The sequence below is a fragment of the Thermogemmatispora tikiterensis genome, assembly GCF_003268475.1.
Taxonomy (GTDB): Bacteria; Chloroflexota; Ktedonobacteria; order Ktedonobacterales; family Ktedonobacteraceae; genus Thermogemmatispora; species Thermogemmatispora tikiterensis.
Map to the genome: position 1 here is coordinate 2,792,432 of NZ_MCIF01000002.1, position 12,359 is coordinate 2,804,790.

Here is a 12,359-nt window from a genome sequence, read left to right on the forward strand (position 1 = left end):
GCAGCAGTAAAAAGGGCCACCGAGAGCGGTGGCCCTTCATGTTGCTTGCTAGCTTCCTACGGCATCGCGTTTCTCCTCGGGATAGGCACCCAGGAAATCGCACGCCGTCTGCACTCGCTCGCGCGGCGCCACACGCCAGAAGAAGCGCTGCATATGGTCCCACTCAGCCAGGATCTGGGCCGCGCGCCAGCTATGGGTCTTCTTGCGATGGAGCACGATCAGCTTGCGCAGCGCCTCCGCCTCATCAGGGTCGTTGATGCGCTGCAGCTCGACCAGTTCGGTATTGCAACGCGGCGGGAAGACGCCCTCGGCATCGAGGACATAGGCCACACCGGCGGACATACCGGCGCCAAAGTTGATGCCCGTGCTGCCAAGCACCACCACCATGCCACCAGTCATGTACTCACAGGCATGGGCCCCCACACCCTCCACCACAGCCAGGGCACCGCTGTTGCGCACGGCAAAGCGCTCGCCCGCACAGCCCGCAGCGAAGAGCTGGCCACCAGTGGCTCCATAGAGAACCGCATTGCCCATAATGATATTCTTATGCGCAGGATAGCGCGCCGCTGGCGGCGGCATGATAATAATCTGGCCGCCTGTCATGCCTTTGCCCACATAGTCGTTGGCCTCGCCGTTGAGGATCAGGCGCATGCCAGGCACGCAGAAGGCGCCGAAGCTCTGTCCCGCCGAGCCGTGGAAGGTGCAGGTGACGCTCACCCCTGGCAGCCCCTGATTGCCATAGCGCCGCGCGATCTCCCCCGCCAGACTGGCCCCAACCGTGCGATCGGCGTTCTGGATGCTATGCTGCGTAAAGACGCTGCGCTCTCCATTGAGAGCCTGCTCGGCCTCGCTGAGGATCTGGGCCGCCACTTGTGAACCCGGCGGCGGTGGCGCTGGCGCCACAAAGCCCCCCGCTGGTGTCGCCAGGACAGGCGCCAGTTCGATGCTCACATCTTCGGGACACTGTAGCAAATCAGCCCGCCCGATGATCTCATCAAGACGCCGCACCCCCAGGCGGGCCAGGATCTCACGCACCTCCTGGGCCAGCAAGGTCAGATAATTGACAACCATCTCTGGCCGGCCTGTGTACTTCGCACGCAGATCCTCACGTTGGGTGGCTATGCCCGCTGGACAAGTATTTAGATGACATTGACGCGCCATGTCACAGCCGAGCGAGACCATGATAGCGGTGCCGAAACCAAACTCATCGGCCCCCAGCATCGCCGCAATGACCACGTCACGCCCCGTCTTGAGGCCGCCGTCAACGCGTACCCGCACACGGCTGCGCAGGCCGTTGCGCACCAGCGTCTGCTGGGTCTCCGCCAGACCCAGCTCCCAGGGGATACCAGCATGCTTGATCGACTGGAACGGTGAGGCGCCCGTGCCGCCATCGTGGCCTGCAATATGGATGTAGTTGGCATGGGCCTTGGCTACACCTGCTGCAATGGTTCCTACGCCCTTACTCGATACGAGCTTGACCCCAACGCGCGCCCGCGGATTGACCTGGCGCAGATCATAGATCAGCTGGGCCAGATCCTCGATACTATAGATATCGTGATGGGGCGGCGGCGAGATCAAGGGTACGCCCGGCGCCGTATGACGCAAGCGAGCAATAAAGGGTGTGACCTTGTTGGGTGGAAGCTGGCCGCCCTCGCCCGGCTTCGAACCCTGTGCCATTTTGATCTCCAGCTCCTCGGCTCGCACCAAATACTCGGTGGTTACACCGAAGCGCGCGGAAGCCACTTGCTTGATCTTGCTACTGACCGGATGGCCCTCCAGCAGCTCGTAGTACCAATCAGGATCTTCGCCACCCTCGCCCGTATTGTTACGCCCGCCAATACTGTTCATAGCGGCGGCAATGGTGCGATGGGCCTCGGGACTCAAGGCCCCCAGCGACATCGCCGAGACCACGAAGCGCGCGCGAATTGCTTCGACCGGCTCAACTTCTTCGATGGGAATGGGTTCACGCGGCACAAAGCTAAGGAGATCCCGAATGTTGGTGGGTGGACGCCCATAGACCAGCTCAGTGAAGCGACGATAGTCTTCGGGATCGCCGCTCTGGGCCACTTTCTGCAGGGCGCGCACTACCAGCGGGTTGAAGGCGTGATACTCAGCATCACGACGATAGCGATAGTAGCCGGCCTCGGGGAGCTTGCGCCGCTGATGAGCCGCAGCGGCAGTGGCTGCCGTCCGCGAAGCCGCCACAGGTTGCTCTGCTGGCTGAGCCAGCTTCTGGTGGTGTTCGATCAACTGGCGCGCAATCTGCTCCAACCCGACCCTGCCCGGATGGGCCGGCGAGCCAGCAAAGCAGCGCTCGACCAGAGCAGGTTCCAGGGCCACGATCTCGAACTGGCCGCCACCGATGATGTTACGCACAGTCGAGATGCCCATGCGCGCCATGACCTTGCGCAGGCCTTCCTCAACTCCGTGGAAGTAGCGCTCAACCGCCTCCTCGGGCGTGATCGACTCCAGATGACGCTCACCGGCCAGAGCGCGCACTGTCGCCAGCGCCACGGCGGGCACAATGGCCTCCGCGCCATAGCCGAGCAGCAAGGCAATCTGATGAATATCCCAGGCGGCGCCGGTCTCACAAATCAACGACACGGAAGTACGCAGACCCTGACGGATCAGCTCCTGGTGGACCGCCCCGACAGCCAGCAACATCGGGACAGGGACATGCTCCAGATCGGTCCCCAGATCGCTCAGAATCAAAAGGTCTATTCCCTCATGAACAGCTGCCACCGCCTCGCGCTCCAAACGCGCCAGAGCGGCCTCCAGTCCCACCGGCCCTTCAGCCAATGCGAAGGTGGCCTCCAGCGTGCGCGCCCGAAATCCCTGTCCCTCCAGATGACGGAGCGTCTTCAACTGCGCCTCAGTCAGCAGGGGCGTCTCCAGGTGAATAAGATGGGCATGGCGCGGCGATTCGCTGAGCAGGCTTTCCCGCCGTCCCAAATAGCAGTCCAGTGACATGACCACCTGCTCGCGCAAAGGATCGATAGGCGGATTGGTAACCTGAGCAAAGCGCTGATGGAAGTAGTCGGCCAGGGAACGGGAGCGCAACGAGAGGGAGGCAAGCGGGGTATCGTCGCCCATGCTCCAGATTGGCTCTTTGGCATTCTGGACCATCGCGCGCAGAATCAACTCAACATCCTCATTCGTCACGCCAAAGAGCAGCTGACGCTGGAAAAGGGCTTCGGCATCCAGTTCCTGCTGATCCCCTCCATCGCTACACAGCTCCGAAGACACCACCTGGGGCTGGCGTGTCAGGCGCACTAAATTGGCATCAAGCCACTGCTCGTACGGCTGGCGCTGCGCTAACATCGCTTTGATGTCCTCGTCGCGCAGCACAGCATGACGCTCCAGGTCCACGGCAATCATCTGCCCCGGCCCCAGACGCCCTTTCTCGACCACCTCATGCGGCTCACAAGAGATTACCCCGACCTCCGAGGCCAGAATCAGCAGCCCGTTCGAGGTAAGCGTATAGCGCGCCGGGCGCAGACCGTTGCGATCGAGAGCCGCGCCCACAAAGCGCCCATCGCTGAAGACTAAGGCCGCTGGGCCATCCCAGGGTTCGATCTGGCCTGCATGATACTCGCACCAGGCCCGCCACGCATGATCCAGCTCAGGCATTTGCTCCCATGCCGGCGGAACTAACATCTGCATGCTATGCAGCAGGTCCCGGCCAGAACAGGTTAAGAACTCTAGCACGTTATCGAGCTGGGCCGAATCGCTGCCTCCTTCTTGAATCACAGGCAGTAGAGCGGCCAGCTTCTCCCCCCAGCGAGCGGCAGTCAGGGCTTTCTCGCGCGCCCGCATCCAGTTACGGTTACCAAGCAAAGTATTGATTTCGCCGTTGTGGGCCAGCATGCGGAACGGCTGGGCCAACGGCCAGGACGGGAAGGTGTTGGTGCTGTAACGCTGGTGAAAGATAGCAAAAGCGCTGGTATAGAGAGGATTGGCCAGGTCGCGGTAGAAGCGCGCCAGCGTATCGGGCGCCATCAGGCCCTTGTAGACCAGGGTATGGCGAGAGAGCGAGGCCACATAGGCATTGGCCAGGCCAGCCTCCAGCCAGCGACGCTCGATCAGGCGACGGGCATAGTAGAGGGAGGCGTCGAACGCTTCAGGGGTAAGCTTGTCTGGACATGCAAGCAAAATCTGGGAAATCGTTGGCAGCGTCGCGCGCGCCTGGGAGCCAAGCACGCTCTCATCGAGCGGCGGCTGGCGCCAGAGCAACAGTGGGATCTCCAACTCGGCCAGCGTCTGCTCGACGATCTGGCGGCTTGCCTCAAGCTCGTCGGGAGCGCGCGCGAGGGGGGGAAGGAAGAGCATGCCCACAGCCAGGGCGTGAGCCTCGGGCGGCGTGATCCCCTGGGCTTCCAGCTCCGAGCGGAAGAGGTCCGTCGGCAGCTGGGTCAGCACGCCAGCACCATCGCCGGTCTCGGCATCGGCGTCTTGGGCCCCCCTGTGCGTCAGGCGAGCCAGCGCCTCCAGGGCCATCTCTACCAGCGCATGACTGCGCTCTCCGGAAATCTGTACAATAAAGCCTGTACCACAGGCATCATGTTCCCACCGGGCATCGTAGAGCGGATATGCGGGATCAGCAGAAGCGTGGTGCTGCATAGATTGCCCTCCTGTAAAACAGACAGCATAGAAGACCAGGAGGCACCAGCGTTGGAGCCACACTGTGTCGGCGACCAGAACAGCGCTCGCCGAGGTCATCGGGATAGACAGGATTGCAGGGCGCACAGATGCGCACACATGAGCGGCATTGGTCGGGGAAGAGCGGCGGGGCTCGCGGACACCTGGTCACGGTCCATACAGCCGAACAACCAGCGTTCGCTGTTCAAAAAGTGTAACATACGAACACGGCTTTTGGCAAGGGGAAACCCGTGAAGCAGGCACGGGCCGGAGGCCGTGAACACTGTAACAGGTGCTCACGGCCTCCAAGCTCTGTCCAGCGAGCTGATCGCATGAGAACCGCCCTGTTCCCACACGCGGCCTGTCTCAGGAGTTCAGGAGGGCTACAAGGAGGAAGAGTATGCTATTCTCCTTGAGGGAAGGAAACAAACAAACAAACAACCGGGCAAAGACAGCAGATCAGGCGCGAGGCGCGATGGCCTGCGGTTCTCCCATCCGTCATCAGCTTGCCTGTCTGGCTAGCTCGCAGCAGCCCTGAGCGCCGGCTGCCCAGGCACAGGCTCGTCATGACTGTCAGCGGCCGGGCTGTGACGCGCAGAGCGAAGCTGATAGACCAGACCGGCCCCACCCAGATGCAGGCCGCCATCGATATTAATGCACAGCCCCCCGGCATAGATCCAGGGATCAAGGATACGGCCGGCGGCCTGGCCGGTCAAGAAGCTGATGGGCGTATGACCATGCACCAGGTAGCGGCCTCCAAAGGTGCGCAGGAAGCGCTGCGCCATCTCCGTCCCCACAAAAGGATTAGCGAAGAGACCGCGCGCCCCAAAATCCTCTAACGTTTCTTCCCAGACCAGAGCATCGCTGTGCCGCAGCAGGTGAGAGAAGGAAGCATTGACCTCCTCCAGCGTCCGGCCACAGCGCAGATAGAGCGGGGCATCGGCATGGATGAGCAAATGGTCAGCCACCAGGGCCATTGCCGGCAGCTGCTGCAGCCAATCCAGATGATGCTGACGCAGGGCGGCCAGGTCTGCCCGTTGGCCCCCATTCCTGCGCCAGCGAGTGAGGAAGTTGCTACCAAGGCCCGTGGAGCGCCGGCCAAAGCGATACGCCGCCAGCAAGAGTAACTCATGATTTCCCAGCAGCGCCTCGACGCGTCCTCCAACCGCCGCCGCCTCCTGCTGCAAGCGCATGACAAACTCCACTACGGCAATACCCTGCGGCCCACGATCAACAAAGTCGCCTAAGAACCAGAGCCTGGCCCGGCCCCCACTCCAGCGCTGCTGACTATCGATCAGTTGAGCACGCTGCAGGAGCACAAGCAGCTTCTTGAGATGGCCATGTACATCGCCAACCAGGTAGATCGGCGTGGCGATGGACTCAGACATAGCATCGCCCCCCTTCTGTCCCAAGGAACCACGCATCGAGAACACAACAGTAAACAGCGATCGCCTTTGCCAGCAGACAGACAAGTAGACAGGCAGGCTAGTGCGGCAGGGAGAAAGGTAGACAGCTACCTGCTCACCTTAGTGCGCTGTGTGATGCAGAAACTGTACTAAGAAGCCAAAGGCAATAATGGCGAGGGAGAGGGCAATGATAACAAGGGAGGCAATGAGCACCAGACGTCCGGTTTGGCCGAGCTGGACCGGATCGGGCGTATAGGGTACTGGCTTGACCTCTTCGAGATTGCGCAGGTCGTGGAGCAGCTCTTGCATACTCTGATAGCGCTTCTGCGGATCACGGCGAATGGCCCGCATGACCACCGTTGCCAGTTCCGGCGAGAGCTGCGGATTGTACTTCAGAATCGAAGGCGGGTCCTGCGAGACATGCTGATTCATGATGGCAAAGACGTTCTCGCCTTCGAAGGGGGTTCGACCGCAGAGCATCTCGTACAGAATAATGCCGACCGCATAGATATCGGAGCGAGCGGTGCCACGCTCACCTTTCAGCTGCTCCGGCGACATGTAGTCAGGAGTTCCTACCGTACTGGAGAGGCCACGCCAGGTTACGCGCCGTGCCCCTTCCAGAAGGGCAATGCCAAAGTCAATGATCTTGACATCGCCGTTCTCCTGAATCAGGATGTTCTCGGGCTTAATGTCGCGATGGAAAACCCCATGCTCATGGCAATAGGCCAGAGCCTCGCAGATCTGAATGGCAATGCGCAGAGCCTCCGCAACCGGCAGGGGTTCGGGAGCATGCTCCTCCAGGATCTGGCGTAGCGAGCGACCTTTGATGTACTCCATCACCAGGTAGTCTTCGGAGCGCGGCTCATCCACATTGAGCAGACGCTGTACGTAGGGATGGTTGATCCGATGACCAACCTCGGCCTCACGCTTGTAGCGCTCGAAGACGGCAATGTCGCCAATCAGCTCGCTATTAGGAAACTTGAGCACGACCAGCTCCTGGTTATGCAAATCGCGGGCCAGGTAGACACGGTTCATGCCGCCGTGGCCCAGCATGCGCACGATCTCATAGTGGTCGATGCGCGTCCCCGGTGAATAGACCCCTTGCATCGGCTTCGTACGCCTTTCCGCGAGATAGTCGCCAGTGCCAGTCTGTCTCTCTTCCCCAGTGTAGCATAAAAGGGAGAGCCCCGCCAGTCTTTGCCTCCCGAACAAGCAACGCTCATAGCTTCTCCCAAGGAATCTGCCAGTTACCTTACTTCACTCCCTCTTCTCCTTCGCCCTGGTGGGTTCATGCTTGTGACAAGCTTACCTCTCACCCTCTTTCTTACTTACTCGCAGAGACTCGCTGATTATCGCCGAGCCTGCCGGCCTCCATATCCGCCGTCTCCGTCTGTTTCGTATTTTTGTGTCGGCCCGTTGCTGGTGGGGTGGGCCAGGCCGGCAGGATCAGCCAGAGAGATCCCTGCTGCGCTGCGATCGCCTCGCTGCTGTACCACAGGCAGCTCGCACTCTCCGGCTTCCTGCCCGACCGGCTCATGACAGGAACAGGCAAACACACTGAGAGGAACAGTTTGGCTTCAGGCCATTGCCGATTGCGGTCAGGTTGGTGCTAGCGCCAGCCCACCATGCGCTCATCGCTGTTGAGCAGAGACCTCTGGCCTGGCTAGCTGCTTTCGCCTGAGAGGACCCCCGAGCCAGAGCCCATCTTCAGCCCCAGCTTCTCCTTGTGGTCCTCGGGGTAGAGGATAGGCATACCCGTGACTAACTTGCGGATGTAGAGGTAGCCAAAACCGATGACCAGCCAGGCCACTGCGAAGAGCGCAGCGATGATCGTATTGAGCTGCGAGGCACCGCCCGCGGTGATGGCGTAGTAGAGCACGCCGACCAGCATCAGGATATTCATGAGCGCTCCCAAAGCTGGGGCCAGGATCGTCGAGAAGAAGCTGCGCCCCGGCACGCCGCGGAAAGCGATCAGACAGATCAAACAGGTCATACCGTAGAGCAGGAAGGTGCCGATGTTCGAGATCAGGGTCACCTGAGTCAGGTTGTTCACGTTCAGCACACCGTATGACCCGACAAGCGCTGAAATGATCGTCAGGACAATTACTCCGACGTGAGGGGTACGAAAGCGCCCGTGGAGGAAGCCGAAGACCACTGGCAGCTCGGTATCTTTGCCCATCGCGTAGGTCACGCGCACACCCGTGTTCAAACACGAGAGAGAGGTACCTACGAGAGCCACCACCACGCTGGCCGCCAGCATCATGGCGTAGGCCAGGCCATTGCCACCGAGCAGGCTATCGCCGATGATGCGCGCCAGATCACCGATGGGAGCCACCGAGCTATTGGCCGCCGCAAAGCCGCTCCCGCCAGCGTTCTTGTAAGCATCATTGATCACGAAATTGGCCGCAAAGTACTCCAGGAAGTAGAAGATAACCGCCTGAATAACCAGCGAGAGAATGACGCCCCGCGGGATATCACGCGCCGGATTCTTGGCCTCCGCCGCCAGGGCCGTGGCCGATTCAAAGCCTACCACCAACAGGATGGCGATCGTTGACTGGAAGATCAACCCGCCCAGGTCGTGGGGCAGCACTACGCTCAGCGGGTTGGGATGCATGTAGTGCAGCTCGGGATGCTGGATACGGTAGACAACGGCCAGGATCGAGAAACTGACCAGGGCTATGATCTGGATGGCGTTGATAATGATGTTGGCCAGAGTGGCCCCCGTGACGCCAATGTAAGCGATGGTCCCGACTATGATGGCAAAGACAATACAGACCAGTACCTCCTGCCAGGGCGCGCCAAAGCTGGGAACGAAGGTCTGGATGATGTAAGTGATCACTAGCCCCATGAAGGCAACCATCACGCCCGGGTAGACCCAGTAATAGAGGTGCGAGGCCCAGCCTACAATGAATTTACTCAAACGAGCAAATTTGAAGTGCCGGTGTTCCTCTTGCTGCAAGACCGCCGCCTCGGCAAAATAGTAGGAGCTGCCGGGGCCGGCCTCTGGATAACGCCTGGCCAGGGTCGCATAGGCGATGGCAGTGAGCATGGCGATGGCAGTGGCAATGAAGACCGAAAACCACATGTTCATTGCCGAGGACGGCACCGCCTGGATCTGATAGGTGGTCCAGAGAAAAGCACCGGGCGCAATGAGCGCCATCGCGTTGATGGTGACACCCGTCAGCCCCAGGGTGGGCTGCATGCGCACCTCACCACCGGTTTCTGTAGCCATGAGGAACCTCCTTTTCTAGCAGCACAATCCCAGGAAGAATGTGATGATGGCTGGCCTCATTACCACAGGATTCGCCTTCATGGCGCCGGGCCGCGGAAAGAGCTTTCGGGCAATCACCGCTCGTTCGTCTCCTGCTCTTCCCCACGCTAGTAGTGTAGCGCCGCTCCCTCGCCGAAAAGTAGAGACAATCCATCAAAAAGTCAGAGACGGGATTCATGCATTGTGCACAATCACGCGGGCCGCGTTAACGGCTATACTTAACACTGTGGGGATTTTTTACCCCTGCGCTCTAGGTCGCTGGCGAAAACGCTAGCCAGAGCATTGTGCAAAAAACACAGACTTCAGGATAGCAGCCGCCCGCGGCCTCAACGCCGCTGAGATTCCTGCACACGCTGCACTACTTGCTTGCTACGCTGTCGCTGTCGGAGAAGGGAGTCAGTTGCTCTATGCGGAAATTGACGCTTTCGATCTTGCCCGGTCAGTACGCTGTCTGCCGCCTTGATCCCAATGGCCCAATCCCCCACTGGGCCTTGATCGGCGATGAATTTATCTCCCTCACCCGCACACCCTATGAGCTGTCTGTAGTTTGCTGCGAGGATAACGTTCCTCAAGAGGGCTATCAGGTCGAACGCGGCTGGAAATGCCTGCGCGTCGATGGCCCTTTCGATTTTTCTGTGGCTGGCGTGCATGTCTCGCTGGCTATCCCGCTCGCGGAAGCTAATATCAGCGTGCTGGCGATCGCCACCTATGAGACCGACCATATCCTGGTGAAGGCCGAAGATCTGGAACGCGCTAGACAGGTCTTGGAACGGGCCGGCCACCACTTCCGTACCTAGCCCGCGCTAGTCCGCCCCCGCCGGCTCGCTCACCTCACCTTTCTCTCCCCTCTTACAGGTTCCGGCTTCCATCCAGGCCCTGCCATTGACCACTTTCAGCCCAGGCGACTGCCAGCCACCTGGGTTAGATAAAGTGGACTATACATCTTGACATTCAGTCCAGTTTTTGGTTAGGATCTCCTTGAAAAGGATGTGTTCGCTTCTGCAGGCTCGCTGTGTGCGAGCAGAAAGTTACTCTCAGGTGAGCCTATGCCTGGCAGCAAGCAGTCCCTGGTTGAGGGCCAGAGTGAGGTGGCACGCCTCCGTTGCCAGATCGAGGCCGAGTACGTTGCGATGCAGCGCGGTCTCTACGGGCTGGCACTGGGACGGGCCCGCCACCAGGTCATTGCCTTCCATCTGCGCCGAGCCGACCGACTCTGTGCCCGGTTAGCGCACTATGTCGGCGAGAAAGCGGCTTTGCAAACGCTGTGCCAGCTCTATGATGAAGCCCTCAATCAGGAGGTAAGCGATGCCTTATCCTCTTCTCACCCGCGCTGCTGATCCGTTGGATGGTCAGGCGCAAGGCTGCGCTGCGCGCTTCCCTGCTGCTCTTTGTTTCGCATGGCTGCGGCCTTCCTCCTTCTCGTCTGGTCGTTTTCGTTATTACCGATGCATGATGCAACAAAGGAGCAACGATGCCGCAAAGATTACCGCGTCCTATCGCTTTCGTCGTTCTGTCGCTCTTTATGGTCGCCGCTCTCTTAGTCGGCTGGCAGCTGCACCAGAGTCGGCCAGCGCAGGCCGCCGGCTTCCCAGCCCACTACTTCGCTCCCTATGTTGATACAAGTCTATATCCCACCTTCCAGTTGACGCAGACGGCCCAGCAGATCGGGGTGAAGTTCTATACACTGGCCTTCATTATTAACGGCGGCGGAAGCTGTCAGGCCGAGTGGAATGGAACCACCCCCGTCAATCAGGGCTTCTTGCAAAGCGATATCAGCAATCTGCGTGCCCTGGGAGGCGATGTGATTGTCTCCTTTGGCGGCGCCAATGGCACCGAGCTGGCCCAGGCTTGCAGCAGCGTCAGTAGCTTGCAGGCCCAGTACCAGGCCGTGGTGACCAACTATCAGTTGACGCACGTGGATTTTGATATCGAGGGGGCGACCATTGCCGACTCGGCTTCGGTCGACCGGCGCAATAAGGCCCTTGCCGCTCTGCAGGCGGCCAACCCTGGGCTGTTCGTTTCGTATACGCTGCCGGTGATGCCTTCGGGATTGACGCAGGACGGCATCAATCTTCTGCAGAATGCCATCGCTAACGGCGTTAACGTGGGCATGGTCAATATTATGGCAATGGATTACGGCAGCTCGGCCCCTCCCAATCAGATGGGGCAAAATGCCATTAGCGCCGCTCAGAGCACCTTCAATCAGCTCAAGAGTCTTTACCCCAACAAATCGAACGCCCAGCTGTGGGCAATGATTGGGGTGACGCCGATGATCGGCTTAAACGATGTGTCGCCCGAGGTCTTTACACTTCAGGATGCCCAGCAGCTGCTCAGTTTCGCCCAGCAGAATGGTCTGGGGGAGCTGGCGATGTGGTCGGCGGGCCGCGATCAGCCCTGTCCTAACAATGGGGCCTATGTCTCACCGACGTGCAGCGGTATTCAGCAGCAGCCCTTTGATTTCTCGAAGCTCTTTAACCAGTTCACTGGCGGCAGCACTACGAATCCCACGCCCACGCCCACGCCAACGTCTCAGCCGGCGACGCCTACTCCCACCCCTGGCCTCACTCCCACTCCAACGCCCTCGCCAACTCCAACCGGAGGGAACCTGGTGGCCAATCCCGGCTTTGAAAGCGGCTCGCTCTCGCCCTGGAGCTGCGACGCCGGCGACCGTGTGGTGACGTCTCCCGTCCACAGCGGTTCGTATGCCTTGCAACTGACGCCGAGTAATTCGACAACCGGCCAGTGCACACAGACAATCAGTGTGCAGTCGAATCATACGTATACGCTGAGCGCCTACGTGAACGGCCCGTATGCTTATCTCGGCATCAGCGGCGGAGCCAGCAATTGGACAAGCAGCACAAGCTATACATTGCTGTCAGTGACGTTTACGACCGGTTCCTCAACAACCAGCGTGACGATCTATGTCCACGGCTGGTATGCCCAGGGCCCGGTCTATGTCGATGACGTGTCGCTGCGTTAGCTCGTGCTGACAGACCCGGCTTGTATGGGGCTGGCAGCCCGACGACGACCGGCTTGACGGTCCC

At 60.1% G+C, this 12,359-nt stretch carries 7 protein-coding genes; 3 read left to right on the plus strand and 4 right to left on the minus strand.

The annotated features are described in order from the left end of the window. Window positions 1-48: 48 nt before the first annotated feature. From gltB to A4R35_RS11305, 4 genes are all read right to left on the minus strand, one after another. On the minus strand, window positions 49-4,620 hold the full coding sequence (gltB, locus tag A4R35_RS11290; RefSeq protein ID WP_112429398.1) for a glutamate synthase large subunit: 4,572 nt from the start codon (window positions 4,618-4,620) through the stop codon (window positions 49-51). Window positions 4,621-5,156: 536 nt separating this feature from the next. Next, a complete protein-coding gene (locus A4R35_RS11295) occupies window positions 5,157-6,026 on the minus strand; it encodes a metallophosphoesterase (protein WP_189361682.1) in 870 nt (289 codons plus the stop codon). 138 nt (window positions 6,027-6,164) lie between these two features. Further along, window positions 6,165-7,151: a serine/threonine protein kinase gene (locus A4R35_RS11300; protein WP_112429402.1), complete on the minus strand. Its 987-nt coding sequence runs from the start codon at window positions 7,149-7,151 to the stop codon at window positions 6,165-6,167. Window positions 7,152-7,707: 556 nt separating this feature from the next. Then, window positions 7,708-9,276, minus strand: coding sequence for an APC family permease (locus A4R35_RS11305; RefSeq protein ID WP_112429404.1), 1,569 nt, complete (start codon window positions 9,274-9,276; stop codon window positions 7,708-7,710). A gap of 446 nt (window positions 9,277-9,722) precedes the next feature. On the opposite strand from A4R35_RS11305, the gene A4R35_RS11310 reads away from it, so the two are divergent. The 3 genes from A4R35_RS11310 to A4R35_RS11320 all read left to right on the plus strand — a co-directional run bounded on the left by A4R35_RS11310 (window position 9,723) and on the right by A4R35_RS11320 (window position 12,295). After that, complete coding sequence (locus A4R35_RS11310; protein WP_112429406.1) at window positions 9,723-10,112, plus strand: ACT domain-containing protein; 390 nt, start codon at window positions 9,723-9,725, stop codon at window positions 10,110-10,112. Window positions 10,113-10,361: 249 nt separating this feature from the next. Continuing rightward, a complete protein-coding gene (locus tag A4R35_RS11315; RefSeq protein WP_112429408.1) occupies window positions 10,362-10,652 on the plus strand; it encodes a hypothetical protein in 291 nt (96 codons plus the stop codon). Window positions 10,653-10,786: 134 nt separating this feature from the next. Beyond that, window positions 10,787-12,295: a carbohydrate binding domain-containing protein gene (locus A4R35_RS11320; RefSeq protein WP_112429410.1), complete on the plus strand. Its 1,509-nt coding sequence runs from the start codon at window positions 10,787-10,789 to the stop codon at window positions 12,293-12,295. Window positions 12,296-12,359: the final 64 nt, after the last annotated feature.

What these genes read in the sequence shown, in the direction of transcription:
- gltB (WP_112429398.1), bottom strand. Translation starts at nt 4,620, where the DNA reads ATGCAGCACCACGCTTCTGCTGATCCCGCATATCCGCTCTACGATGCC.
- A4R35_RS11295 (WP_189361682.1), bottom strand. Translation starts at nt 6,026, where the DNA reads ATGTCTGAGTCCATCGCCACGCCGATCTACCTGGTTGGCGATGTACAT.
- A4R35_RS11300 (WP_112429402.1), bottom strand. Translation starts at nt 7,151, where the DNA reads ATGCAAGGGGTCTATTCACCGGGGACGCGCATCGACCACTATGAGATC.
- A4R35_RS11305 (WP_112429404.1), bottom strand. Translation starts at nt 9,276, where the DNA reads ATGGCTACAGAAACCGGTGGTGAGGTGCGCATGCAGCCCACCCTGGGG.
- A4R35_RS11310 (WP_112429406.1), top strand. Translation starts at nt 9,723, where the DNA reads ATGCGGAAATTGACGCTTTCGATCTTGCCCGGTCAGTACGCTGTCTGC.
- A4R35_RS11315 (WP_112429408.1), top strand. Translation starts at nt 10,362, where the DNA reads ATGCCTGGCAGCAAGCAGTCCCTGGTTGAGGGCCAGAGTGAGGTGGCA.
- A4R35_RS11320 (WP_112429410.1), top strand. Translation starts at nt 10,787, where the DNA reads ATGCCGCAAAGATTACCGCGTCCTATCGCTTTCGTCGTTCTGTCGCTC.